Genomic DNA, 25,861 nt, shown 5'->3' with positions numbered 1-25,861 from the left:
CGTCAATGAAAAAATGGGCTACTCTATTAGCTGGTAGTGCATGTGCGCTTTCAATGTTATCTGCACCATCGTTTGCAAAAGATAACAAAGAATTGGTATTCATGAACTGGGGACCTTACATCAACAGTGAGATCTTAGAACAGTTCACGGATGAAACTGGCATCAAAGTGATTTACTCGACTTACGAATCGAATGAAACTTTGTACGCAAAATTGAAAACGCACAATAAAGGTTACGACCTTGTGGTTCCTTCAACCTACTTCGTGTCTAAAATGCGCGACGAAGGCATGCTTCAAAAGATCGACAAAACCAAGCTAAACAATTTTGCGAATCTAGATACGAACTACCTAGATAAGCCATATGATCCGAACAACGACTACTCGATTCCACATGTTGTTGCTATTACGGGCCTAGCTGTTAACACAGACATGTACGATCCAGAAGATTTCCAAAGCTGGGCTGACCTATGGAGCCCTGAGCTTGAAGGTCAGCTGATGATGATGGATGACACGCGTGAAGTGTTCCACATCGCACTGCGTAAGTTAGGTTACTCAGGTAACACGACTAACGAAAAAGAAATCGACGAAGCCTACGCTGAACTGCGTAAGTTGATGCCGAACGTTCTTGTGTTTAACTCAGATAACCCTGGCGCGCCATACATGTCTGGTGAAGTGGGTCTTGGTATGCTTTGGAACGGTTCTGCTGCTGCAGCGCAAAATGAAGGTCTGCCGATCAAACTGGTTTTCCCTAAAGAAGGTGGCATCGGTTGGGTTGATAACTTTGCTATCAGTTCTGGCGCAGTAAACGTAGAAGCGGCTCATAAGATGATTGACTTCCTACTTCGCCCAGAAATCGCAGAGCAAATCTCTCGTGACACAGGCTACCTAACGGCAGTTAAAGCGTCTAACGAGAAGTTCAAAGACAGCCCTGCTTTGTTCCCATCACAAGAAGACCTTGACCGTGTGGAATGGCAAGCTGCGGTTGGCGATAAGACAGTGAAGTACGAAGATTACTTCATGAAGCTTAAAGCCGGTCAGTAAGCGAGTTCGTTATCTAATTGCTCTGGTCAACAGATGCTTATTAAGTAACTGGTTTACTTAACACCCCGAGTTAGGTAATCAACAAGTTAAAAATAAGAATATCAATGAATAGGTAGCTTAGGCTGCCTATTTTGTTATATCACTGCTATAATTTAGCGCGATTTTTAGAAATCCATTTACTTTGGGTTCAATACCCAGCTCCAAATCAAACAAATGAACGGAACAGTAATGAAAAAAACACTGTATACCGGCGCATTGTGTGCTGCTACTTTACTTTCTACACCCTCTTTCGCAGCTGACCAAGAACTGTATTTTTACAACTGGTCTGAATATATTCCAAATGAAGTACTAGAAGACTTCACAGAAGAGACTGGCATTAAAGTCTATTACTCAACTTATGAGTCTAACGAAAGCATGTACGCTAAGTTAAAAACTCAAGGTACGGGTTACGACTTAGTGGTTCCTTCTACTTACTTCGTTTCTAAGATGCGTAAAGAAGGCATGCTTCAAGAGCTTGATAAAACTAAGCTAAGCCACTTTGCAGATTTGGACCCAAATTACTTAGATAAGCCATTTGACCCAAACAACAACTACTCGATCCCATACATCTGGGGCGCAACGGGTATTGGTATCAACTCAGATATGCTAGACAAGTCTTCAATTAAAAACTGGGGCGATCTGTGGGATACACAGTGGGAAGGTCAACTGATGATGATGGATGACTCTCGTGAAGTTTTCCATATCGCATTGTCTAAACTGGGTTACTCTCCAAACACAACGAACCCTGAAGAAATCAAAGAAGCGTACGAAGAACTTCGTAAGCTGATGCCAAACGTATTGGTATTTAACTCAGATTTCCCTGCGAACCCTTACCTAGCGGGTGAAGTGTCTCTTGGTATGCTTTGGAATGGCTCTGCTTACATGGCACGCCAAGAAGGCGCAACAATTGACATCATCTGGCCAGAGAAAGGCGCTATCTTCTGGATGGATAGCCTAGCGATTCCAGCAGGTGCTAAGAACACTGAAGCGGCACATAAGATGATCGACTTCCTTCTTCGCCCTGAAAACGCAGCTAAGATTGCTTTAGAAATCGGTTACCCGACGCCAGTTAAAACGGCTTACCCTCTTCTTCCTAAAGAATTTGCTGAAGATAAGAACGTTTTCCCACCACAATCAGTGATGGATAACGGCGTTTGGCAAGATGAAGTTGGCGAAGCGAGCGTTATTTATGACGAGTACTTCCAAAAACTTAAAGTAAACAACTAGATTGTTACTGACAGGTTAATAAAGCGGCGTAAGCCGCTTTATTTTTATCTACACTTTATATAGGATTGCACCAAACAATATAGAGTTCGATTTAATATGCCAGCAAACCCTATTTTATTGGTTGTGACACTGATGCTTCTCGCGTCATTCTTGATGCTTGGGCTGAGTTCTTTTATTCACATAGATTCCAATTACGATCTGTTTTTTGAAACGAACACGCTCGTGATTATAATGTACATCTACTACGTTGCTCGTCATGCTATTCGCCCTCATAAAGCCCTTCGCTATGGTGCTTTACTACTTATTTTTAACTTGCTTTATGATGTGTTCACAGAGCTCAAACACCTCGATGAATGGGCCGACCGAAACGAGTTACTCGACACCTTTCTTGAAGATGGATTGTTGCAAATAGCCTTCCTACTTATTGCTTACGGTATAACTGAACTTACAACCAAATTGAAAGATCAAAGCAAGCAAGATGAGCTGACAGGCTTGTATAATCGTAAGAAGTTTGACGCAATCACGCTGCAAGAATTCGAACTCATATATTTCGATTTGGATGGGTTAAAGCGAGTCAATGACCGTAAAGGCCATAAAGTTGGCGATCTAATGATCGTTCGCTTCTCTCAAGCGCTCAACCAAGCCGCCTTAGAAGATGAAATGGTGTTTCGTGTTGGCGGTGATGAGTTTGTCGCGACTGCACAACTTGGCCGTGGTGGCGAGTTTGTAAGCCAAGTGACGAATCTATTACATGGAGAGAACATCGGCTTCTCTTACGGTATTGAAGTAACGAGTCGAGAGAACTTTAAACAGGCGCTTGATGAGTCAGATAAAGCGATGTACGAAATGAAAAAAGCGCAGCGAACAGATCAACGAGCTTAATTACTCCATTATTTAGTGGCTGATTTGGCCGTAAGGCAGGTAAAAAATAGAGACAAAAAAGCAAACATACATACGACTCTAATTCTCTTTAGGTCAATGTATATTTGCTTATATAGAGTGGATAAAGATTAGTTAAGCCGTTAAAGAGCCTTTCTCTAAAGACAACAGCTCACCGACTAATTTCGGCACTTCAATACTGGCTTTACCGTAACGTTTCTCTTCAAATTCGCTCTCAACCGCACTTGGCTCGAGGTTGATTTCAATGGTATGTGCGCCATGCATTCTTGCGTCATGTACAAAACCAGCCGCTGGATAAACCACACCTGATGTGCCGATCGAGATAAACAGATCAGCTTCTTCTAACGCTGAATAGATGTCGCCCATTCTTAATGGCATTTCGCCAAACCAAACAATATGAGGACGCATTTGCGCGGGAATCTGGCAACAATGGCACAATTCACCGGTATGGATATCGTCTTTGTGCTCTAGAACTTGGTTTGATTCGCTGCAACGTGCCTTAAGAAGTTCACCATGCATGTGAATAATATTGTTGCTACCGCCTCTCTCGTGCAGGTTGTCGATGTTTTGAGTGATGATCGTTACTTTGCCGTCTAGCTTCTCTTCGAGCTCACCTAGCGCCTTATGGGCAGAGTTTGGCAGAATACTTTCGTTCTGTAAGCCATGGCGACGCTTATTGTAGAACTCTTGCACCAAGTCTGGATCTTTTGCAAAACCCTCTGGTGTCGCGACATCTTCGATTTTATGGTTTTCCCATAATCCGTCTTGTGCTCGGAATGTTTGAATCCCCGACTCCGCAGAGATGCCGGCGCCAGTAAGAATTACGATATTTCGATATGGGAAATGCATATAACGTCCTTTTCAATATGTCACTTTGTAACAGCTTAGCACTGTTCAAATTCCAACAATAGTTTTAGGGATTAGACCATAGTCTTAGCCAACTGAATTCATTGATTATTTGTGACATAACTCGCTTGTTCTCCTTCGTTCTTTCTCAATCTCCTTTCTGACTGACTCGTATTGCTTTCTATTTTCCATAAACGCAAAAAAGCGGCCGAAGCCGCTTAGTTATAATTTAATTTGTGTCTAGCAAGGGCTTAACACTCATCAAGATTGATGACGTTAGTCTTCGTTAATCGAAGAGATCTTATGGATTGAAAGATCCGCACCGTTGAACTCGTCTTCTTCACTTAACCTTAGGCCAGTTACTTTGCTCAACACACCGTAGACAACCAATGCACCGATTAAAGCTACTGTAATGCCCGCTAGCGTACCAATCACCTGAGCACCAAAGCTCACGCCACCTAGTCCCCAGAGTGCTTGCTGGCCGAAGATGCCAGCTGCAATGCCACCCCAAGCGCCACACACGCCGTGCAATGGCCATACACCCAGCACATCATCAATCTGTGTTTTGTTCTGCATGTAAGTAAACAGGTAAACGAACAATGCGCCCGCTACACCACCTGTAACGAGAGCGCCAAGTGGGTGCATTAAGTCTGAACCTGCACAAATCGCTACGAGACCAGCCAAAGGACCATTGTGGATGAAGCCTGGGTCATTTTTACCTGCGACTAAAGCCGCTAGAATGCCGCCGACCATCGCCATAAGTGAGTTCATGGCTACTAGGCCGCTGATGCCATTGATAGCTTGAGCTGACATCACGTTGAAGCCAAACCAACCCACACATAGGATCCAAGAACCCAGTGCTAAGAATGGGATGTTAGATGGTGCGAAGTTCGTGTGTTTACCTGCACGAATACGACCTTTACGCATACCTAAGAAGTAAACCGCGACCAAAGCAATCCAACCGCCAACGCCGTGAACTACTACAGAGCCTGCGAAGTCATGGAAGCCATAACCGAATTGTGCTTCAAGCCAATCTTGGAAACCAAAATTACCATTCCAAATGATGCCTTCAAAGAATGGATAAACAAACCCAACGGTGAAAAGTGTTGCGATGAGTATTGGATAGAAACGTGCACGCTCAGCGATACCACCAGAAACGATCGCTGGAATCGCCGCTGCAAACGTCATCAAGAAGAAAAACTTCACCAGCTCGTAACCATTACCTTGCGATAAGGTTTCTGCATCTGCAAAGAAATGCGCACCGTAAGCCACCCAGTAACCGATAAAGAAATAGGCAATGGCAGAAACGCCGAAATCCGAGAGGATCTTAACCAGCGCGTTCACTTGGTTTTTCTTTCTTACTGTACCGACTTCCAAAAATGCAAAGCCTGCGTGCATTAAGAAGACCATGATGGCGCCTAATAATAGAAATAGAGTGTCTGAACTCTGCGTCAAGCTCTCTACTGCGCTATGAACTTGGGTAACCGTTTGACTCATTAAAGCTCTCTCCCTTAGCTTTGTCTCAATTGCACTAGAACCGTGCGAATTGATGTCGTAATTAATTAAAGACTCAACAGTAAACGCAAGATGCGTTCCAACTTGGTTACGCAAAAAGCGTGCAACAGATTTTGATTTTAAGTTATTGATTCTTTGTGGTTAATTTCTAAAGTGCACTTTGTTGGTTCTCAAGGAGAGAAAATGTTCGATAATTAATTGCACCAATTGAGGGAGTTGCACCATATTGATGCGGTTAATATAGAGCATTAGATCAGTTACCTAGCGACCAAGCGACAAAAAGCCCAGTGAAATGAATCACTAGGCTTTTAATGTCTTTCGCTGATTAGAGTTAACTCATCGACAAAGGAGCTATTATCGAGTTTGGTAACCCAAACGACTTACATATAAACGCTTAAAGGTTTGGTCCTGTTGTCGGGTTTTGCGGTAGGTTTTGACTTAAGCGCTGCATGCCTTGATACATACGAATAAACCACACCACAATCGCCACACCACCAAACAACATACCGACATAGGGAATGTAGTAAGCGATATCATCGATTATATGGTTTTGATACCAGTAATCGTTCACACCGATCAACACGCCATTAGAGGTCGCTACCGTTACGATAAGCACAACAAAGAACGTCAGGTTCAAGAAGAAAGAGCGAATTAAGCCGTAATAATGCGTATCCACGACTTCGCCGTCTTCCCCTTTATCTAAACGATAGCCTGCGTAGATAATCGCGACCACACCAGAGAGAAGACAAGTAAATGGTGTAAAGCAGCTTAGGATGTAAGCGACCCAAATACCTTTATGAGGTTTGTTCATTCTTATTCACCCCTTCCGTTTTCTCTGTTGCTACATTTGCGCTTTGTTCAGCGCCATTTTTCTCTTGTTCCATCACTTCTTTGTACCAAAGGTCATGGTGTTCTTTAGCCCAAGTTTCATCAACTTCGCCTGTTACCATACCCTCAAGTGCACCTTCCATACCGAACAAGCCGATGTAGATGTGGAACACAAAGCCGCAGATAAGGATCAGAGCAGCAAGCATGTGAACTAAGTTCGAAAGCTCCATATCACGTCGTGTTTGGCCAAAGATTGGGAAATCTAACACCAAGCCACTGATCGCAGCGACACTACCCATAACAATCAATAGCCAGAATAGCGCTTTCTCACCCGCGTTAGAAAACTCTGCAGATGGATGAGAACCTTTATGTTTCCCGACCATACCACCCAGTTTTATAAACCACTGGATATCGACCATCTTGAAGATCGACTTGCGCCACCACTTGATGAGAACAGCCATCAACAGCACATAGAAAATCGGGCCGATGTAGTTGTGGTATTGCTTCGCCAATAGAACGATGAAGCCCCATAAATCGGTTGGGATATAAGGTTTCAAGAAGTGTTTACCGTAAACCAACATCAAACCACTGAAAGCCAGTGTTAAGAAGGTAAACGCCATACTCCAGTGCAGTGCGCGGTCAAGTCGCGACCAACGTTTGATCTTACGACCCGTTCTTGGCGCACTCAGCATTAGTGGGCCAATCACAACGTACATTAAGGTAACGAAAGCAATACTGCCAAAGATAGCGACAGCACCGGCTGGTGACATCCACTTCTCCTTCAATATGTACCACGTTTGACCTGGAGTACTGATCAACACACCGTGCTCAGCAGATTGAGATGTGGTGTAACCTTCTTCACCGTTTCTTACTTGTCGCCAAAAATCGGCGCCAGCAAGTTGTGTGATTTCTCTTTCAGCAGAGCTCGATTGAGTTTGTGATGAGTTCGTCTCAGATGCATGACTCAAAGGAGACAGCATTGTTAGTGCTGCCAAAATCGGCAGCACAACAAGGAAGAGACGCTTAAACATTGTAAGCATATGTCTCTCCTAACTAGCTCTTCATCGCATCGTAAGAAAGGTCATTGCCGTCTGTCCAGCCTGCACCCTTCGCACCACGTTCAACAACACGCTGGCGGAATACATCAGAGACTTTCTCTGCATCACCCGCTAGTAGTGCTTTGGTCGAACATAAAGAAGCACACATTGGTAGCTTGCCCTCAGCAATACGGTTCGCCCCGTATTTCTGACGTTCTTCCACAGAACCTGGCTCTGTTTCTGGGCCGCCAGCACAGAAGGTACATTTGTCCATTTTACCGCGCTCACCAAAGGCTTCCTGTTTAGGAAATTGAGGTGCGCCAAACGGACAAGCAAACAAGCAGTAACCACAACCGATACATAGATCTTTATTGTGAAGTACGATGCCGTCTTCTGTATGTTCAAAACAGTCTGCTGGGCAAACCGCCATACAAGGGGCATCAGTACAGTGCATACATGCGACTGAGATAGAGTTTTCACCCGGTTCGCCATCGTTCAGTGTGACAACGCGGCGACGTTGAATACCCCATTCCAGAGCATCATCATTTTCATTCTTACATGCAGTGACACAACCGTTACATTCGATACAACGTTTGGTGTCACAAAGAAATTTCATTCTAGCCATTTTAATACTCCTTACGCTTTACGAATATTACAAAGGGTTACTTTCGTTTCCTGCATCAACGTGACAGGGTCGTAACCATATGTGGTTGCTGTATTGGCTGCTTCGCCAATAACGTAAGGATCAGTGCCTTCAGGGTATTTAGAACGCAAATCTTCGCCTTCAAACTTACCACCGAAGTGGAACGGCAAGAACGCTAAACCCGGTTTCACACGACGAGTGACCATCGCTTTCACCTTGATACGGCCTTTCTCTGCACCCTCAACCCAAACGTCATCACCATCTTTGAAGCCAATGTCGTTTGCATCTTTAGGGTTCACTTCAACAAACATCTCTTGTTGTAGCTCTGCTAGCCAAGGATTAGAACGTGTCTCTTCACCGCCGCCTTCGTACTCAACCAGACGACCAGACGTAAGAATAATCGGGTATTCACCAGACTTATCTTGGTCTTGAATGGATTTGTACAGCGTAGGAACACGGAAGATTGCTTCCTTGTCATCCCACGTTGGGTAGTCAGCGACTAGATCACGACGTGGTGTGTAAAGTGGCTCACGGTGCAGTGGTACGCGGTCTGGGAATGTCCAAACAATCGCACGCGCTTTCGCGTTACCAAAAGGAATACAACCATGCTTGATAGCAACACGTTGGATGCCACCAGAAACGTCGGTTTTCCAGTTTTTACCTTCAGCAGAGGCTTTTTCTTCTGCTGTTAGGTCGTCCCACCAACCCAGTTGTTTCAGCAGTTTGTCACTGAACTCTGGGTAACCATCTTTGATTTCGCTGCCTTTTGAGTAGCTGTCTTCCGCCAATAGGCTTTGACCTTCAAATTCGACACCGAAACGAGTACGGAAGTTACCGCCGCCCTCAGCAACAGGTTTAGACGTATCGTAAAGGATATGCGTACCTGGGTGTTTCATCTCTGGGTTGCCCCAACATGGCCAAGGCAGACCGTAAGTCTCGCCATTCGCTGGGCCACCTTCTGCAGCAAGCGTTGTTTTGTGGAACGTGTGCCAGTTTTGTTGGTGTTCTTTCAAACGCTCTGGGCTTTGACCTGTATAGCCGATCGTCCACATACCTTTGTTGAATTCACGTGTAATGTCTTCAATCAATGGTTGGTTGTTCTCAACACGGATGTTTTTGAACAGTTGATCAGAGAAACCAAGCTTCTTAGAAAGAAGGTACATGATTTCGTGGTCAGGCTTAGATTCGAACAGTGGATCAACAACCTTGTCACGCCACTGTAGAGAACGGTTTGACGCCGTTACACTGCCGTAGGTTTCAAATTGAGTGGTTGCTGGAAGCAAGTAAACGCCATCGGTGCGATCGTTCATTACTGCTGCTACTGTTGGGTATGGGTCAACGATAACCATCATATCCAGCTTCTGCATCGCCTTCTTCATCTCTGGACCACGAGTCTGAGAGTTCACCGCGTGACCCCAGTAGAACATGGCGCGGATGTTTTCGCGTTGGCGAATCTTGTCTTTGTCTTCAAGCACGCCATCAACCCAACGAGAGACAGGAATACCTGCACTGTTCATTGGCTTTTGACCACCGTATGCGTTGTCGTCAAAACGTCCTTTGACCCAGTCAAAGTCGATATCCCAAACTTTAGACCAATGGCGCCAAGAACCTTCAGACAAGCCGTAGTAACCCGGTAGCGTGTCTGATAGTACGCCAAGGTCAGTTGCGCCTTGTACGTTATCGTGACCACGGAAAATGTTTGCACCGCCACCTGATTTACCTATGTTACCTAGCGCAAGCTCAAGTACACAGTAAGCGCGTGTGTTGTTGTTACCCGTAGTATGTTGAGTACCACCCATACACCAAACGATACAACCCGGACGGTTCTCTGAAAGCAGTTTTGCTGTGTGGTAAACGTCTTCTTCGCTAACGCCTGTTACACGCTCAACTTCTGCTGGGTTCCACTTCGCAACTTCTTCACGGATCTCGTCCATGCCGAATACACGTTGGCGGATGAATTCTTGGTCTTCCCATTTGTTAGCAAAGACATGCCATAACAGACCCCAGATAAACGCAACATCTGAACCCGGGCGTAGAGAAACATAGTGATCAGATTTCGCAGCAGTACGCGTACGACGAGGATCCGCAACAACGATCTTACAGTTGTTCTTCTCTTTCGCGATTAGGATGTGTTGCATCGCAACCGGGTGAGCTTCTGCAGGGTTCGAACCAATGAACAGCATCGACTTACAGTTGTGCATGTCATTGAACGAGTTTGTCATCGCGCCGTAACCCCAAGTGTTTGCAACACCGGCTACTGTGGTTGAGTGACAAATACGCGCTTGGTGGTCAACGTTGTTGGTGCCCCAAAGCGACGCCATCTTACGGAATGCGTAAGCTTGCTCGTTACTGTGTTTTGCACTACCCAAGAAGTAAACGGAATCAGGACCAGACTCTTTACGAAGTTCTAGCGCTTTATTACCGATCTCTTCAATCGCTTGTTCCCAAGAAAGCTTCTTCCACTTACCGCCTTCCAATTTCATTGGGTACTTAAGGCGACGCTCACCGTGGCCGTGCTCACGCAGAGCTGCGCCTTTCGCACAATGTCCACCAGCGTTGAATGGGTGATCGAATGCAGGCTCTTGACCCGTCCAAACACCGTTTTGAACTTCAGCGTAAATGCCACAACCCACAGAACAGTGAGAACAGATAGTGCGTTTCACTTCTGTTTTCGCTTCAGGGTCGACTGACTTAGCTTCCGCCTTTTTCATCATACCCGGAGCGAATAGACCAGCGCCTACTACCGCACCACCAGCCGCTAGAGAGGTGTTTTTCATGAAGGCACGTCGAGACACACCCAGTTGATTGGTTTCTTTGCTCACACTATCGGAGCGTTTGACAAGTTTCATCCGTTATCTCCTAAAGCGTGTCGTAGTAATCGCGAATGTGTTGCGTTTCACGATAGCCCGTCTTCTTCATGTCTTCTTTCGGCATTTCAACCGTTTCTGAAGCAGTTGCCACCTTCGTTGTTCCAGCGACAACGGCACCAGCAACGGCTGCAGTTGTTAAGCCTTTGAGTAAGTCCCTACGGCTTGTGTTTATTTCTTTATTATCTTTCATCATTGCTTCCTTACCTTGCGGTAGATCTTTTTGGAGGCTTAATGCCCCTCTATCGATATAATCGCGTACTGCTCGATTACTCGTAATCAGTGACGTTTTTCACATCAATCTTTAATTTATGCTTACTGCTTTTTGTATTAACGCTAAAACGCACTTGCTCTAACGTTAGGAATGCTTCACACAGCTGAGCTGCCGATTTGTAGAAGTTCGCACTTTCTGCACTTTCAAGCTGACGAGTAAAAGAGTTAAACCAAGGACCAAGGTGCTTATTGAAAACAGCTTGTTGAAGCGCTTCTTCTTCACCGGTTAGCATTGCCATTACTTCACACAATGCCGCAATATGATCTTCTGGCTCTTTCACTTGATCATCACGTTCAATGCCTAAAAGCTCTAAATCATGACGAATCTCTGCTAATGGTTTTTCCATCATGGCGCCAGTTCTATGCCAAGAACCAAATGGAACAATCTCTCCACGGCCAATGCCAATGAACAGATCTTGATATTCGTCTTCTAACGCTTCGCGATTTGATTCCGTTGCCGCTTGTTGAATGGCAATCCAAGCTTTTTGCATTGCACTCTCAGACGCTTCAATGTCTAACGTCTTTAGGAAATCAATGACCTCTTCAGAAGGTGCACTACGGAACAATGCCGAAAGAACTAAATAGATTTCAGTTCTTAGTGTCTGTTCTTGCTTGAATTCTTTTGCGAGCTCAGGCTCTTGTGTCTGATCCAAATTAGTTTCCAATGCCAACTCCTAGTATTTCAATTGATTCAATGGGTCTTGAGCCATTGAATCGAACATGTCCACCACACGACAGTCTTCACACATCGCAATACGATTAATCGCAGTTTCATCTGAAAAATGAGAGTGACCGCGTAACTTGTTCTGTAACATGTCAATCATAGACTGTGGAGCGAATGGCTTATGGCAGCGTAAACATTCCGCCGCTTTCTCTTCATGAATCACAACTGCTTGTTGACGTTCTTCTTTCACCCAATTCATACGAGGTGTCAGAGTGAGAACATTCTCAGGACATGCCTTTTCACACAGACCACATTGAATACAGTCTTGTTCTACAAACTTAAGTGATGGAGAAGCACCGTCGGTATGCAGAGCACGTGTAGGACAAACCGCAACACAACTCATGCATAACGTACAATCTTTGCTTTCACACGAAACCGTGCCGTATGGTGCATTCGAAGGAAGTTCAACGATATTCTCTACAGGAATGCGAGATGAAGACATTGCATCAAGTGCAGTGAATAGACGTTGACGTTTGTTGCCTTGAAGATCGCCAAGTGCAAGGTCGAAAGAATCAACGCACAGTGTTGGAGGCCCTTCACGGAGAGATTCTAAATACAGGATATCGATGGTTTCTTTTGGAACACCGATTTGGTCTAGTAGCTCTTGTGCAATCCCTACTTCGTTATTCAGAACTCGAATGATCGTCTCTGGCATAAAACGAGAAGCAGCAAACAGAACCTGAGTCGCCCCATTTACCAGCGCGGCAAACCAAGTATCAATACCAATAGAAGGCAGTTCTTCAACAACGATTGGAATAATGTTATCTGGTAGTGCTTTTAGCGCCATTACATTGTAAGTCTCATGACGAGAGCTACAGATAAGTACGATTGGATCCAGACCGCCCGCATGTTCATAGTTAGCTAGCGTACGTTCAATGAACTTTTGAGTATCGTCAGGGTTTGGAAGCGCATAGGTAATCGCTTCTGTAGGACAGCTTGTTGCACAAGTTCCGACGCCTTGACATAGATAAGGGTTAATCTCGATCTTGTGACCTGTTTTGTCTGAGCCTTCACTTGATAGCGCGCCAGCAGGACAAGCATCAACACAACGTTCACACCCTTTTACGCCACGAGAACTGTGCGCACAAAGGTCAGTGTCTAAACGGAAGAACTTAGGCTTATCAAATGTACCCATTAGCGTTGGAATCTCTTCCAGTGCTTCGGCCAGTTTTGGATAGCCTCGGCCCACTGGGTAATAACCCGGTACAGGCACTTCTTCTGTCATGCAGCTATTCAGACATAGGTCTAGAACAACATCGAAACAATCGTGATTAATCGCGATTTTCGCTAAGTTGCTTGATGTGCCTTTACTCTCAATCACAACTTCAAACGTACCAAGGAAACCGGATACTTGAACCGAATTCGCGAAGTACAGTTCTGGGTTTTTGCCCTTTTCGCCGTCTGTCGACAATAAGGTTAAGCTCGTCAATTGAGGTAATTGAGCCGCAGCACTTTCAATGATCGCAGTTGGACCAATAACAAGAGTATTACCGCCGCTTTCGTAGCTAACAGTAGGTGGAATCAGATTTGTTAACTCAACTGTATTTTCAAATGCATACAGTCTTGCTTTAGCGTTATTTGAAGTTGCTTGTTCTAATAATTGTTTAAGCATTGCTCAGTTCCATCTTTGGACATGGATAATCTGTTCAACCTTCATTGTAGTAAGCGATAGAGAACTTGCTGAGTAATCCGTTAACAACTAACCCTTTAGCCAGTGTCTCGCTCGTCAGACTATGAATTCGTCTATCTACAAAAAAGTTGATAATAAACGTTATTTAGCAAATGCCATGCCAATTTAATAAACTTTATATATCAGTAATTTAATTCTTTATAGCGTTTATTGTGCGTATAAAAAAACCGCTTGGGACATTTTGTCGCAAGCGGTTCATTGAGTATTTAGTCAAAATGTACCTATTCTTTGTGTGGTATATTTTGTCCCATCTCTTTCAGGTCATCTTCGTCTGATGTGGTAGCGCTTTTATCTGATACTGTGTTTTTATACAGTTCTTTTTCTTGTTCGGTTATTTCGGCACTTTCTGAAGTTTCAAGTTCATTATCAGATGCCTCAAGATCGCTTTCAGAAGTTTCTAAAACTGAGCCTTCATCTTTATTATCAATGACTTGGTCTTCTTCTGGCGTAGTGTCTTCTTCCGTTTTATCTTTAACCCAATCACGCAGGGTTTCCGCAACCCCTTCAGAAAGAGACTTTAAATTACTGTAATCGTCGTCGTAATCATCTAAACCATCACGAACATTGAATTCTTCTGAGAGGAATAATTTACGCAATGCGGCTTTTTTTACGCTTTCTGAGGCTTCTGATACCAATAATTGAGCAACAGACAAGTCTTCAGTGGCTTCTGGTGCGGGATCTTGAACGTCCGCAGCATGAACTTCTTCATTGGTTTCTAAAGGATCACTATCTAAAGACTGAGGCGCTGCTGCTTCCATTTCAGAAGAAAGATCAGCAGACGAAATCTCAGAAGATGAAGAATCAGAGGAAGTGAGTTCCGGTGCTTCCAGTGTTTGCTCTACTTCCAAAGCTTCGTCAGTGGATTCGTCAAGCTTTCGTTGAGACCAACGGCTAAAGAAGTTAGTTGCCATTTGATCTACCCGCACCTTTACGTTTCTTACGTTTTGCTTCTAGCAACTCACCATGACGGCCGATGAAGGCTTCCATCCAAGCTTGCACAGGTAGCGGAATGTCGTATGAAAGGACTTGGTTGTCACCGTCCATGTATTGCCCTGCAACGGTTTGTGATGCTGTAAGTAACTGAATAACTGGTTTTACACCAGAATCGACATTATCCATCACTAAGAAAAGCTTAGGTTGCTGAGAGCTTAAGTTGAAACGATAGTCCGTACGCTCGTCTTTGTGTAACTGAAGTAAGCAAACGTCTTGGGCATCACCTTCTGGCGACAGTTCAAACCCCGTCAATTCCCATTGCGTCGTTACCCAGATACCTGTTTTGATCTCTTTCTCAATTCTTTGGACACCGATTGGCCAAGCTGCTTCTGTTTTTTCATATTGTTCTTTGAATTCTTTTATCTCAGACATACTTCACCCAATTGATTTTCTTTGGTCTGAATGCACTTAGGACATTTTGTACTGTGCGCAATCATATACACCCCATAAAGCAATAAACACGCCAATACGGATTAACTGCGAGAGCGTATCTATAGCGTTCGTTATCAAGTTGTCACTATAACGTTAGTCGATACTGGTTATTTCAGACAACTCCACTCGGTGAACTCTCATATTTTGCGCTATTTTAATCGAATGCTTCATGTTTTCCTGAATACCCGTTATTTTGGAATAAGATTTGCTTTAAGCATGAGTTAAAGAATCGATGAACAAGAACGGCGTTAGACCCTCTTGTTACAACCCTATCTCATTAAGTAGGAAGTGATTGTGGTAAAACCAAACATAATAAAAACTAGCGAAAACCCACTTCAAACAATCGAAGTTGAAGTGTTTGATGAATATGGTGAGAAGCTAACCAAACAGATCGCTTGTGAACGCCCTCTTACCGTTATGTTGAACTGGAAAGAGATCGTAACCCTGATGACGCTTGGCTCGCGCCCTGAATCTTTAGTCTTAGGTTATTTGAAGAACCAAAGCTTCCTTTCTGACCCTGAAGCGGTTGAATCTATCATCATCGATTGGGAAACCAGCTCTGCTGCGGTCATTACCAATGAAGATACGAGCCAGCTTGAGCAAGCGCTTAAGAAGAAGACGGTGACCTCTGGCTGTGGTCAGGGCACCATGTTTGGTAACGTGATGAAGCAGTTGGAAGATTACCAAGTGCCTCAAACCAAGATTAAGCAATCTGAAATTTACACGGCTTTAGAAGCACTGACTCATTACAACGACACCTACAAGAAAGCTGGCGCGGTACATGGTTGCGCAGTTTGCAAAGATGACAAGGTTCTATCGTTTGTTGAAGATGTTGGCCGTCACAATGCGGTAGATACGTTGGCTGGTGAGATGTGGCTTAACAAAGAGTCTGGTGAAGATAAGATTTTTTACACTACTGGCCGCCTGACTTCTGAAATGGTCATCAAAGTGGCGCAGATGGGTATTCCTGTTCTGTTATCACGTTCAGGCGTAACGCAAATGGGTTTAGATTTGGCTCAGCAATTTGGTATCACAACCATTGCTCGCGCTAAAGGCCTGCGTTTCCAAGTGTTCACTGGCGCAGAGAAGATCGACTTTGATGTGAAAGGCGAACAGGCTTCGTCTGAAAGCTAGATTCAAAAGCCCTGTTCATGCCTAATTAAAGTTGATTTTAGGCGAACGATATAGCTAAACAACAATGCCGCTCACAACCTTGATGAGCGGCATTTTTTATTTGTTCAAAGTTTATTTCAAGATATGCCTAGTTAGCTATATAGCTTGGAGGTTTCTATCAACGGTGCCCATTGATTTTTGCTTGTAGATAAATAACGGCTCCCTCGACCTTAGTCGTAAACGAATCTTGCTTTAACAACCTGATAAGCTATTAGTTACATATTCATCATTTAAATATTTCTGTTAATTACAAAATAAATATGAATATCAACGTCACTGGCTTAAAGGGAATTAACCATGAGTAATCCGTCGGAACCTCAGCGTCGTTCGCTGTCTCTTTCAATACGCAGTAAATTTATTCTAATCAACCTCACCTTGTTTGTTTCAGTTTTCATATACGCCATTTACGAACAGTTTAGCTTAGACAAGCTTGAATCCTTGGAGCGCGCTGCGACTGAAAACCTCAGGAGTTCAGTTGACTTGCTAACGCTCAGGAGACACGAGAAAGATTTCTTGTCTCGCCACGATCAAAAATACGCAGAACGTTTCGATAAAACCGCCGACACATTGAATCAAAGATTGGTGACGTTGAATCAAACTCTCACCTCGCATGAGCTGCACCTGTCAGATCAAATGACTAGGATCTCAGATACGCTCCATCAATATCAAAAGCAGTTTCATCGAATTGTCGAACAAGTAAATAACATTGAACGTACGACCGCGCCTTTAGGTTTTGTCGCTGCGTTAGATGGCAAAAGAACCGCGTTAAAATCAGCGATCGAATCTGAATCAAGTTTGGCTTTAGAGCTTGCGTTGTTGGAGTTGATTGAAAAAGACTTCCACTATCTCGCTCATATCAATGACCAAACACATATGGCGTTAGCTGATGCTCTTAAAGAGTTTGAACCCTACTCTCAAACGTCGGTTGCGACAGAGCAAGCCTATTCGGACTACAAAGCTGCGGTTGAAACGCTCCTGTTGGCCAACATCAATTTAGGCTTGTCGGCTGAACTCGGTCTTAGAGGCGCTTTACGTAGCAACGTCCACCAAACAGAACAAGCCATTGAAGCCGTACAAACCGAGATAAGCCAAGCCATCACCGCGGCAAGTACACATACCAAAAACACACTACACCTTTTTGGCGCGGCGATTGTTGCGCTGCTCTCTTTGCTATTGGTGTTTATTGGTCGCAACATACTTGCGCGAATCAAAGCGATAAACGTGATGATGGAATCAATTGCCAATGGAGATGGCGACTTAACTGTGCGCATGAACGCTAAAGGCAACGATGAACTTGCTCAGTTGGCGCATTCCTTCGATACCTTCATCAATAAACTGCATGGCAATATTAAAGAGTTGTCTGGCGTGATGACGGTGTTGACCGATAGTTCGTGTAGCTCTGAAGAAGCGGCAATCAAAAGTATGAGTAATGCTGAAAAGCAGAAGCAACAATCTGAATCAGTAGCGACGGCAGTTAATGAGCTGGTGATGACCAGTAATGAAGTGACGGCGAACATAGAAAACGCAGCGACGAACGCTGAGAAGATCAAAGACAACGCACATCAGGCGTTAAAAGAAACCCACTCAACCAATGACAGTATTAATGTCCTGGCCGAGAATATTGCAGAGTCTCAAAACCTAATTGTTCAGCTCGAAGACCAGAGTCGCGAAATCAACCAAGTCGTTACTACGATTCAAGGCATTGCGGAACAAACTAACCTACTTGCGCTAAATGCAGCGATAGAAGCTGCGCGTGCTGGCGATCACGGTCGTGGGTTTGCAGTCGTAGCTTCCGAAGTGCGAGAGCTTTCGCTAATGACTAACGATTCAACCCATCAAATTGAATCGACCATTCATGGCCTAACGTCGGGAATAGCAAAAACGGTCGCTAAGATGTCGGTAAGCTTAGAGCAAACGGGCTTAGTTAAGCACCAAACCAAAGACGTGGTAAATGCGATTGAAGGTATACACTTTCAGGTTGGCGAGATGTTCGATTTAAACAGCCAGATTGCGACGGCGTCTGAAGAACAATCCATGGTATCAGCGGAGATTGACCGCAGCATCACTGATATCGCGCACCTAGCGAGTGATACTCATACAGTGGTATCTGGGTCTGTTCGTTGCAGTGAACAAGTATCGAACGTGAGTGTGAAGCTTGAGAAGATTGTCGCGCAGTTTAAGTATTAATGAGCAGTTAAGCATTGATGAGCATAGGTATTTTCGATCAACCACTCGACGTTTTTTAATACAAAGAGATTGATATGAAAAATTGATATGAAAAACAAAAGGCCTCTATCTTATTCATAAAGATAGAGGCCTTTTTAATCAGGGATACGTACTAACGTTGTATTACGTATTCATGTTTAATGCGTACTAAGCGCGTGCTTTCAAGAACTCAGCGTAAGTACCGCGGAAGTCGTTGATCTTGCCGTCTTTGATTTCAAGAACACGAGTCGCTAGAGAGTCTACGAATACACGGTCGTGAGAAACGAAGAACAATGTGCCTTTGTAGTTCTCAAGAGCCAAGTTAAGCGCTTCGATAGATTCCATATCCATGTGGTTTGTTGGTTCATCCATTAGCAGGATGTTTGGTTTGTGCATCATGATCTTGCCAAGAAGCATACGACCTTGCTCACCACCAGAGATAACCTTTACCGACTTTTTGATGTCGTCTTGGCCAAACAGCATACGACCTAGGAAGCTACGAACAACTTGCTCGTCTTCGCCTTCTTGACGCCATTGGCTCATCCAATCAAACAGGTTTAGATCTTCTTCAAAATCATGTGCGTGATCTTGAGCGTAGTAACCGATGTTTGAGTTTTCAGACCACTTATATTCACCAGTACGCGCTTCTAGAGCACCCGCTAGTGTGTTAAGTAGTGTTGTTTTACCCACACCGTTCTCACCGATGATAGCAACACGCTCACCAACTTCGAAAATCGCATCGAACTTGTTGTATAGGTCTTCTTCAAAACCTTGAGATAGGTTTTCAACCACAAGTGCGTTACGGAATAGCTCTTTAGACTGTTCGAAACGGATGAATGGGTTTTGACGGCTAGACGCTTTTACTTCATCTAGTTGAATCTTGTCGATCTGTTTAGCACGAGATGTCGCTTGTTTCGCTTTAGATGCGTTAGCAGAGAAACGAGAAACGAACGTTTGAAGTTCAGCAATTTGTGCTTTCTTCTTCGCGTTATCAGAAAGTAGACGTTCACGAGCTTGTGTCGCTGCTGTCATGTACTCATCGTAGTTACCAGGGAACAGACGAAGTGCGCCGTAATCAAGGTCAGCCATGTGTGTACAAACTGAGTTTAGGAAGTGACGGTCATGCGAAATGATGATCATTGTGCAGTTACGTTGGTTTAGCGTATCTTCCAACCACTTGATGGTGTCCATGTCCAGGTTGTTCGTTGGTTCGTCAAGAAGCATGATATGCGGGTCTGCAAACAGTACTTGAGACAATAGAACACGAAGTTTCCAACCTGGTGCCACTTCGCTCATTAGACCGAAGTGCAGTGATTCTTCAATACCTACAGCAAGAAGAAGCTCACCTGCTTTCGCTTCTGCCATGTAACCGTCCATTTCAGCGAACTGAACTTCAAGATCAGCCACTTTCATGCCGTCTTCTTCGCTCATTTCAGGCAAAGAGTAAATACGGTCACGCTCTTGCTTAATCGCCCAAAGCTCTTTGTGACCCATGATAACCGTGTCGATTACCGTGAATTCTTCATAAGCAAACTGGTCTTGGTTTAGCTTAGCAACGCGCTCATTTGGATCGTAGCTTACGTTACCTGCACTTGGCTCAAGTTCACCAGATAGGATCTTCATGAACGTCGATTTACCACAGCCATTCGCGCCGATTAAACCGTAGCGGTTGCCTTCGCCGAACTTAACTGAAATATTTTCGAAAAGTGGCTTAGCGCCGAATTGTTGGGTGATATTTGCTGTGGAGATCAATGCCGTTACCTTTTTAATGTGAAAAACGCCGCAACGTTACTTCTTCGGGGCTTTAACTGCAAGTCTTGATTGCAATTACTCGCCATTAAGTGAGTGATAACCTAGCCAAATCATAGTTTGAGCTGACTCACATTTTTGATTTTCTATTTGTCGTTAAAAAACCATCTACTTTCAGGAAAAACAAAATATCGAACAGCACCCCATAATGGGCGGTATATAACGTCCCAAATCATGCCAACCATTGAATATATCGTATGCTGATTGGTCACAGTAAAACTAACCCGATCAAAGCAACAACAGACATAGGCAAGACTAGCCTAATCTCTGACAATTTCATGACAAAATCAGCCGAAACGGGAATAAAGTACTCGCCCCCGATACGGGGTTGGATTTCACAAAGTAAGATTAACTAACTATAGTAATCCTAACCTCATAATTCTAAGAGACTTTTATGCGTTCACTTTCGCGCTTCTTAATCTTCACTTTGGCCATTCTCTCTTGGCCGAGTCATGCCAACTTGGAATATGACTTACAATCTCAGCCTCAGGTATCTAATAGTGCTGTAGATCTGGATAAGCGTATTGATTCCCTACCTGATCCCCTCTTTATGGAGCAGTCGGACAGACGCCAAGTCAACATTTTACTTGCCGAAGTTCTGCGAGTTCAAAAGCTGGAAATCAAAACCTTCGAGCAACAGGTAAAAGCCTATAGAGATAACAACGACGCCGATCAATGGTTTGCCGTGCAAACGAGCTACGTCACATTGAATAGCTTGAACGTAAGTAAACAACATCTTTTAGAGCAGACAAACTCCGCGAATAAAGAGCGCTTAACCGGTTTTGGCCCATACGGCGTGACTCAATTTAAACAAGAGTGGAAATTAACCAAGCTCAATATTGAGTATCTTGTTTACTTCCAAATTCGTAGCTTTAAAGCATTAGTTAAAGACATTTTTATTTCTCCAGTACCTGTCATTTGGGCTTCTCTAAAGGTGCTGTTCATTTACTTCGGTTTAGTATGGTGGCTTGCCAACAGCACTCGCTTGATTGAGTTGTTTCGAGTTAACTTTCTCGAAGCGAAAACGAACCCTCCTTTTCTGGTTCGTGTGATTTGGTATATCAGCCGCGCTGAACGTGCGATTGCTTGGTTAATCGCCATCACACTTTCTTTGAGAGTGCTTTCTAGCATCCCTAGCCTGCAGCACCTGATTTTCCTAGAAATATTCACGTGGTGGATTCTAGGTGGTTCGATTGCTATCAGCTTTATTCTTGAATTTGCGTATCGCTTGGGTCGCACATCAAACCAAGAAGTCATCGCGCTGAGACTATCGACTATTCGTCGCTATGTTTGGAGTATTATTGTTGCAGGTCTGACTTTGCAGATATCGAGCATCACACTGGGTAAAGGTACCATTTATAGTTGGATCTACAGTGCGCTGTTTTTCTGGTTTGTGCTGGTCACGATATCGGTACTTAGATTATGGAGAGCGAAAGTCTTCGATACGCTGCAACACATCTCCGATCGTCCAGTGTGGGTTAACTGGGCGGTAAACCGCAAGGAAACCTTCTTACTTAATATACTGGCGACGGCAATTGGAATCGTCTGGTTGAGTGTTTACAACTTCCAACATCGAATCATGGCATTGCTTTCTAGTTACACGTTGTTTAGTCAGGCCTTAGCCTATCTCTTTCGAATCGAAGTGGCTAAGCAGTCTGATCTTGATAAAAACCAACAAAACTTGGTTCGAATCAAAGGAGACAAAACCTATGAGTACATTCTGCCGGGTAATATCGATAGCACCTTAATTGATTACGCGGGCGATGAGGTTAAGCAACTCTCTCGTTACTTAATGTCTGACAGCCCTGCTATTTGTATTGTTTCAGGCGAACGTGGTGTGGGTGCGACAACGTTGCTTTATACCTTGCTGCATAAAGTATCCAACGCAGAGCCTGTTTACGTGAGTTGCCCTTACGCAGGTTACCAAGAGCTCTTAGCGCATCTAGCCGTGAGTATCGGCTTGGAAGAAGAAGCGACTGAGATTCAGATCTTGGCGCACCTACGTAAAAGTAACACCACGTACCTAATTGCGATTGATAATGCCCAACGATTAGTTAAGCCAATGGTCGGTGGCCTGTCTGATTTGATTCGTTTAACCAACCTTCTCCGTCGTTCTAAAAAGAATCACCGTGTCGTGATATCGATTGCCAAATCAAGCTGGCGATTTGTTGATAGAGCGCGTGGCGAGCGTCTGCTGTTTGACTTGGTGTGTTTCCTACCACGTTGGACAGAGAAACAAGTTGGTGAGCTACTGACTAGCCGCATCAATACCGATCTTGAAAAGCCGTTATCGTTTGATGGTTTAGTGGTCCCTAAGCAGTGGGATCAAGATGACATGAGTGAAGAAGAACGTGCACGCCAAGGCTTCTATCGAATCTTGTGGCACTACTCTGATGGCAACCCTACCGTTGCGCTGCGATTCTTTAGGCTCTCTTTGAACCGCAATAAAGAGACAGATCAAGCCGTGGTGCGTCTGTTCCATGTTCCTGAAGCGCAGGAACTAGAGAATATGCCAAAACCTATGCTGGCTGTACTTCGCTCTATCGTGCAACTGGAAATAGCTTCTCCGGAAGTGTTGTCTGAATGTACTCAGCTGAGCATTGCAGAGATAACCGGGATTCTACGTTATTTTGAAAGCCGTGGTTATATTGGTTGGCATGAAGAAAAGGCTCGAATTTCTGAGCACTGGTTCCGCCACATTACAAACGTTCTCGACCGTCAACATCTACTGGTGAAGTAAAATGAATAAGTTATTTATCCTACTATTTGTTGGCTTGGCAAGTGCTGTCAGTTTCCCGACCTTCGCGACGGAAGAGTTAGCTAACGTAGAAAACATCTCAAAAATTGCGAGTTTGGTGCGTTGGAGCGGCGTGTTCTTCTCCATGATCGTTATTGCCGCAATGTGGTTGTTACTTAAGTTCATCAATTCGTTGGTGACCAGCTTTGGTAGTCAGTTCGTGCAATATCGAATGCTGCTACAGAAACTGCAGTCGTTTACTCAGTTCTTTATTTACGTGAGTACCGGTCTTATCGTGTTCATGATGAGCTTTCGAATCAACGATCAAATCTTAGCTTTGATTGGTGGTACCCTCGCCGTGTCGGTCGGCTTTGCGCTTAAAGACTTGGCTGCGTCATTCATCGCCGGTATCACGGTGATGATTGACAGACCTTTTCAAGTTGGTGACCGTGTCACGTTCGAAGGTAACTATGGCGACATCATTACCATTGGTTTGCGTTCTGTTCGAATGAGAACCCTGAACGACGACATTATCACGATCCCGAACAACAAGTTCTTAAACGAAGTAACGACCAGTGGTAACTATGGCGCGCTGGATATGCAGGTGGTAATTCCATTTTATGTCGGTATGAATGAAGACATCACCCTAGCTCGTGACTTGATTCAAGAAGCGGCGTCTTCAAGTCGTTACATCCATTTGCCGAAGCCTGTTACGGTTCTGGTCAAACAGACGATTACGGATAATTACTTGGCGATACAGCTAACTTGTAAGGCCTATGTGGTCGACACGGCGTATGAGAAGCTGTTTGAAACCGATATTACCTTGCGTGTGATGAAAGAGTTTAGAAAACACAATATCAACCCTCCGAAGATTTCAGTGACTGCACATTAACAAGATTGGCTTAATGCTCTTCTTTTTCTTAACGCTCTTTTTTTGTTGAGCGAGTTAGCAATCTAGTCATCTACAAACGAAAACACCTCCGAACTTATCTCAAGTACGGAGGTGTTTTGTTATGAGCTTCTTGGATTCATCTCTTGAAGATAAGAAACCTGTGACTGGCATAGTCCGTTATAAAAAAACTTAGCGGTTAAACCTTAAAGTACTTCAACTGATCAGTAAGGTGTTCTGTGGTGTTGGCCATTTTCTGGCTATCCTCAGCTAACGACTGTGAAGCTTGCAGTACTTCGTTAGCCGCCAGATGAATCCCAGTAACACTTTCGCTCATTTCAGTTGCTACCGTACTCTGTTGCTCCGAGGCGGCGGCGATCTGCGCGACCATGTCGTTAGCGTTGTTCAGCTCATTCACAATCACATCGAGTTGTTGGCGAGTTTCGTTAGAAGCGACAACACTATGATCGACTTTCTCATTGCTGCTTTGCATTGCTTTAAAAGTGCGCTCGGCTTGTTGAGTCAGTTTTTCAATCGTCGATTGCACTTCATTGGTTGAGTTTTGAGTGCGGCTTGCGAGATTACGTACTTCATCTGCGACTACCGCGAACCCTCTTCCTTGCTCACCCGCTCGCGCTGCTTCTATCGCGGCGTTAAGTGCTAACAAGTTAGTTTGTTCAGAGACATCACGTATCACGCTCACCACTTGGCTTATCTCTGTGACACCAGATTGCAAGTCTCTGACGAGATCGTTCGCGGTCGAAATATTTTCTGAAACCTGAGATATGGTTTTAGACGTTACTTGCATGTTTTGGTCGTTATGGTTTGCGTGCTCGACAACCTTATTGGTGCTTGCGGCAGTGTTTTCAGCATTCACAGCGACATCAGAAATGGTGGCACTCATTTCTGTCATCGCTGTCGATAGCAACTCAAGCTGTGCATGCTGTGAGTTAACACTGGTCGCAGCCTCTTCACTGGCTTGTGCAATGTGACTCGCCATGTTGCTGGATAAACCGGCTGATTCATTCGCTGTACGAAGCGTGCTTTGTAACTTGTTGAGCATGGTATCAATTTGATTACTCATATCGCCCAGTTCATCTTTGCGTGTCATGTTCATGCGTACACGAAGATCCCCATCTGCAATCTTATGGGTGTTGTCGATAAGCTTGTTAAGTGGCACAAGGATATTGTTAGAAATCGCGTAGCCCATAGCAAACAACAGGCCTGATAATACAACTGCGACCAGTCCCTCTTTGAGCGCTAGTGCATAGAAAGCGTCTTGAATATCCGCAACTAAGATTCCCGAGCCAACAATCCAATTCCACTCAGGGAATAGCTGTACATATGAGATCTTGTCTTTGAGTTCACCTTGCGGGCTCATCCATTGATAATCAAGAAACCCTTTCTCCTCTGGGGTACGTGAAATGGTGACCATCTCACGCCAGTGGTGTTTACCTGCACCATCTTTAAAGTTACCTGCGTTCTTGCCATTGAGTTCAGGTTTTAATGGATGGATAACAACGTTGAGTTGTTGGTTTAAGATCCAGAAATAATTGGTGGTGTCGTAACGAAGCGTTTCAATCGCTTGCAGCGCTTGTTTCTTTGCTACTTCTTCACCGAGTACGTTACGTTGGCTGTAATAGTAACTCGCTAAGCTGACCGCGGTTTCGACTTGAGCACTGAGTTTATCTTGGCGCTCTTGCATTGAGCTTTCACGTTGTTGCATTAGGTTGAAAGATGACGCCATTACCAATAGAACAACCGATAAAATGACGATGGAGATAAGTTTTGATTTAATAGAGAGATTACTTAATTTCATAGCTGACTGACTTTATTATATTTTTTGATTATGAATTTGGGGTCAATGTATCAAAAATCCGTACAGTTCAGATGATATGCATCAAGATCAAAAGATATACACTGTGTTACATATTCAAAAAGAGGTACTCGTCAAACGGTCAGAGGTTGAGATTTAGTTGGCGATAGTTTAGTAG

The 25,861-nt window shown here is 44.2% G+C and carries 20 protein-coding genes; 7 read left to right on the top strand and 13 right to left on the bottom strand.

Features of this window, described 5'->3' with window-relative positions; genetic code table 11:
- Positions 1-5 precede the first annotated feature (5 nt).
- The 3 genes from AC3CH4_RS08055 (at position 6) to AC3CH4_RS08045 (ending at position 3,188) form a co-directional block, all read left to right on the top strand.
- Positions 6-1,040 carry an extracellular solute-binding protein gene (locus AC3CH4_RS08055; RefSeq protein WP_372244424.1) on the top strand — a complete coding sequence of 345 codons (1,035 nt, stop codon included), beginning with the start codon at positions 6-8 and terminating at the stop codon, positions 1,038-1,040.
- A gap of 228 nt (positions 1,041-1,268) precedes the next feature.
- Positions 1,269-2,306, top strand: a complete 1,038-nt coding sequence (locus AC3CH4_RS08050; protein ID WP_029223699.1) for an extracellular solute-binding protein — start codon at positions 1,269-1,271, stop codon at positions 2,304-2,306.
- A gap of 96 nt (positions 2,307-2,402) precedes the next feature.
- Positions 2,403-3,188, top strand: coding sequence for a GGDEF domain-containing protein (locus AC3CH4_RS08045; RefSeq protein ID WP_488542780.1), 786 nt, complete (start codon positions 2,403-2,405; stop codon positions 3,186-3,188).
- Between the two features lie 132 nt (positions 3,189-3,320).
- Here the strand turns inward: AC3CH4_RS08045 and cobB are convergent, their stop codons facing one another.
- The 11 genes from cobB to AC3CH4_RS07990 form a co-directional block, all read right to left on the bottom strand.
- Positions 3,321-4,055 carry a Sir2 family NAD+-dependent deacetylase gene (gene cobB, locus AC3CH4_RS08040; RefSeq protein ID WP_171316393.1) on the bottom strand — a complete coding sequence of 245 codons (735 nt, stop codon included), beginning with the start codon at positions 4,053-4,055 and terminating at the stop codon, positions 3,321-3,323.
- Between the two features lie 273 nt (positions 4,056-4,328).
- Positions 4,329-5,549 carry an ammonium transporter gene (locus AC3CH4_RS08035; RefSeq protein WP_171316391.1) on the bottom strand — a complete coding sequence of 407 codons (1,221 nt, stop codon included), beginning with the start codon at positions 5,547-5,549 and terminating at the stop codon, positions 4,329-4,331.
- Positions 5,550-5,961: 412 nt separating this feature from the next.
- On the bottom strand, positions 5,962-6,378 hold the full coding sequence (locus tag AC3CH4_RS08030; protein WP_017059624.1) for a hypothetical protein: 417 nt from the start codon (positions 6,376-6,378) through the stop codon (positions 5,962-5,964).
- On the bottom strand, positions 6,362-7,435 hold the full coding sequence (locus AC3CH4_RS08025) for a formate dehydrogenase subunit gamma (RefSeq protein WP_488542779.1): 1,074 nt from the start codon (positions 7,433-7,435) through the stop codon (positions 6,362-6,364). Before AC3CH4_RS08025 ends, AC3CH4_RS08030 begins: the two co-directional genes overlap by 17 nt.
- 13 nt (positions 7,436-7,448) lie before the next feature.
- The gene (fdh3B, locus tag AC3CH4_RS08020; RefSeq protein WP_004733723.1) at positions 7,449-8,057 is read right to left on the bottom strand and encodes a formate dehydrogenase FDH3 subunit beta; all 609 of its coding nucleotides are present in this window, start codon (positions 8,055-8,057) and stop codon (positions 7,449-7,451) included.
- Between the two features lie 11 nt (positions 8,058-8,068).
- Positions 8,069-10,924 (bottom strand): formate dehydrogenase subunit alpha, encoded by a 2,856-nt coding sequence (locus tag AC3CH4_RS08015; RefSeq protein WP_146454297.1) that lies wholly within the window; start codon positions 10,922-10,924, stop codon positions 8,069-8,071.
- Between the two features lie 10 nt (positions 10,925-10,934).
- A complete protein-coding gene (locus AC3CH4_RS08010) occupies positions 10,935-11,135 on the bottom strand; it encodes a twin-arginine translocation signal domain-containing protein (RefSeq protein ID WP_004733728.1) in 201 nt (66 codons plus the stop codon).
- 76 nt (positions 11,136-11,211) lie between these two features.
- Entirely contained in the window at positions 11,212-11,880 is a 669-nt protein-coding gene (locus tag AC3CH4_RS08005) for a TorD/DmsD family molecular chaperone (protein ID WP_428785676.1), read from the bottom strand.
- A gap of 9 nt (positions 11,881-11,889) precedes the next feature.
- The gene (locus tag AC3CH4_RS08000) at positions 11,890-13,551 is read right to left on the bottom strand and encodes a 4Fe-4S dicluster domain-containing protein (protein WP_171329806.1); all 1,662 of its coding nucleotides are present in this window, start codon (positions 13,549-13,551) and stop codon (positions 11,890-11,892) included.
- A gap of 299 nt (positions 13,552-13,850) precedes the next feature.
- Positions 13,851-14,540, bottom strand: coding sequence for a DUF3306 domain-containing protein (locus AC3CH4_RS07995; RefSeq protein WP_016795574.1), 690 nt, complete (start codon positions 14,538-14,540; stop codon positions 13,851-13,853).
- Complete coding sequence (locus AC3CH4_RS07990) at positions 14,530-14,994, bottom strand: DUF3305 domain-containing protein (protein WP_488542778.1); 465 nt, start codon at positions 14,992-14,994, stop codon at positions 14,530-14,532. Before AC3CH4_RS07990 ends, AC3CH4_RS07995 begins: the two co-directional genes overlap by 11 nt.
- A gap of 354 nt (positions 14,995-15,348) precedes the next feature.
- Here AC3CH4_RS07990 and fdhD point away from each other — a divergent pair, with 354 nt between their 5' ends.
- Together fdhD and AC3CH4_RS07980 are read left to right on the top strand one after the other, a co-directional pair.
- Complete coding sequence (gene fdhD, locus AC3CH4_RS07985) at positions 15,349-16,188, top strand: formate dehydrogenase accessory sulfurtransferase FdhD (RefSeq protein ID WP_171313051.1); 840 nt, start codon at positions 15,349-15,351, stop codon at positions 16,186-16,188.
- Positions 16,189-16,524: 336 nt separating this feature from the next.
- Positions 16,525-18,414 (top strand): methyl-accepting chemotaxis protein, encoded by a 1,890-nt coding sequence (locus AC3CH4_RS07980; protein WP_488542777.1) that lies wholly within the window; start codon positions 16,525-16,527, stop codon positions 18,412-18,414.
- A 186-nt stretch (positions 18,415-18,600) separates the two neighbouring features.
- On the opposite strand, the gene AC3CH4_RS07975 is transcribed toward AC3CH4_RS07980, so the two are convergent.
- A complete protein-coding gene (locus AC3CH4_RS07975; protein WP_017077249.1) occupies positions 18,601-20,184 on the bottom strand; it encodes an ABC-F family ATPase in 1,584 nt (527 codons plus the stop codon).
- A 451-nt stretch (positions 20,185-20,635) separates the two neighbouring features.
- On the opposite strand from AC3CH4_RS07975, the gene AC3CH4_RS07970 reads away from it, so the two are divergent.
- Complete coding sequence (locus AC3CH4_RS07970; RefSeq protein WP_488542776.1) at positions 20,636-22,981, top strand: ATP-binding protein; 2,346 nt, start codon at positions 20,636-20,638, stop codon at positions 22,979-22,981.
- Between the two features lies 1 nt (position 22,982).
- Positions 22,983-23,870 carry a mechanosensitive ion channel family protein gene (locus tag AC3CH4_RS07965; RefSeq protein WP_146454281.1) on the top strand — a complete coding sequence of 296 codons (888 nt, stop codon included), beginning with the start codon at positions 22,983-22,985 and terminating at the stop codon, positions 23,868-23,870.
- A 196-nt stretch (positions 23,871-24,066) separates the two neighbouring features.
- On the opposite strand, the gene AC3CH4_RS07960 is transcribed toward AC3CH4_RS07965, so the two are convergent.
- Positions 24,067-25,686 carry a methyl-accepting chemotaxis protein gene (locus tag AC3CH4_RS07960; protein ID WP_146454279.1) on the bottom strand — a complete coding sequence of 540 codons (1,620 nt, stop codon included), beginning with the start codon at positions 25,684-25,686 and terminating at the stop codon, positions 24,067-24,069.
- Positions 25,687-25,861 lie beyond the last annotated feature (175 nt).

It is taken from the genome of Vibrio sp. QJM3NY_26 (assembly GCF_057786005.1).
The sequence above is the reverse complement of the archived record's forward strand: the minus strand, read 5'-3'. Positions and strand labels throughout refer to the sequence as shown.

Bases quoted from the DNA above. Each gene is read 5' to 3' on its own strand.
- AC3CH4_RS08055 (WP_372244424.1), top strand. From the start codon at position 6: ATGAAAAAATGGGCTACTCTATTAGCTGGTAGTGCATGTGCGCTTTCA.
- AC3CH4_RS08050 (WP_029223699.1), top strand. From the start codon at position 1,269: ATGAAAAAAACACTGTATACCGGCGCATTGTGTGCTGCTACTTTACTT.
- AC3CH4_RS08045 (WP_488542780.1), top strand. From the start codon at position 2,403: ATGCCAGCAAACCCTATTTTATTGGTTGTGACACTGATGCTTCTCGCG.
- cobB (WP_171316393.1), bottom strand. From the start codon at position 4,055: ATGCATTTCCCATATCGAAATATCGTAATTCTTACTGGCGCCGGCATC.
- AC3CH4_RS08035 (WP_171316391.1), bottom strand. From the start codon at position 5,549: ATGAGTCAAACGGTTACCCAAGTTCATAGCGCAGTAGAGAGCTTGACG.
- AC3CH4_RS08030 (WP_017059624.1), bottom strand. From the start codon at position 6,378: ATGAACAAACCTCATAAAGGTATTTGGGTCGCTTACATCCTAAGCTGC.
- AC3CH4_RS08025 (WP_488542779.1), bottom strand. From the start codon at position 7,435: ATGCTTACAATGTTTAAGCGTCTCTTCCTTGTTGTGCTGCCGATTTTG.
- fdh3B (WP_004733723.1), bottom strand. From the start codon at position 8,057: ATGGCTAGAATGAAATTTCTTTGTGACACCAAACGTTGTATCGAATGT.
- AC3CH4_RS08015 (WP_146454297.1), bottom strand. From the start codon at position 10,924: ATGAAACTTGTCAAACGCTCCGATAGTGTGAGCAAAGAAACCAATCAA.
- AC3CH4_RS08010 (WP_004733728.1), bottom strand. From the start codon at position 11,135: ATGAAAGATAATAAAGAAATAAACACAAGCCGTAGGGACTTACTCAAA.
- AC3CH4_RS08000 (WP_171329806.1), bottom strand. From the start codon at position 13,551: ATGCTTAAACAATTATTAGAACAAGCAACTTCAAATAACGCTAAAGCA.
- AC3CH4_RS07995 (WP_016795574.1), bottom strand. From the start codon at position 14,540: ATGGCAACTAACTTCTTTAGCCGTTGGTCTCAACGAAAGCTTGACGAA.
- AC3CH4_RS07990 (WP_488542778.1), bottom strand. From the start codon at position 14,994: ATGTCTGAGATAAAAGAATTCAAAGAACAATATGAAAAAACAGAAGCA.
- AC3CH4_RS07980 (WP_488542777.1), top strand. From the start codon at position 16,525: ATGAGTAATCCGTCGGAACCTCAGCGTCGTTCGCTGTCTCTTTCAATA.
- AC3CH4_RS07970 (WP_488542776.1), top strand. From the start codon at position 20,636: ATGCGTTCACTTTCGCGCTTCTTAATCTTCACTTTGGCCATTCTCTCT.
- AC3CH4_RS07965 (WP_146454281.1), top strand. From the start codon at position 22,983: ATGAATAAGTTATTTATCCTACTATTTGTTGGCTTGGCAAGTGCTGTC.
- AC3CH4_RS07960 (WP_146454279.1), bottom strand. From the start codon at position 25,686: ATGAAATTAAGTAATCTCTCTATTAAATCAAAACTTATCTCCATCGTC.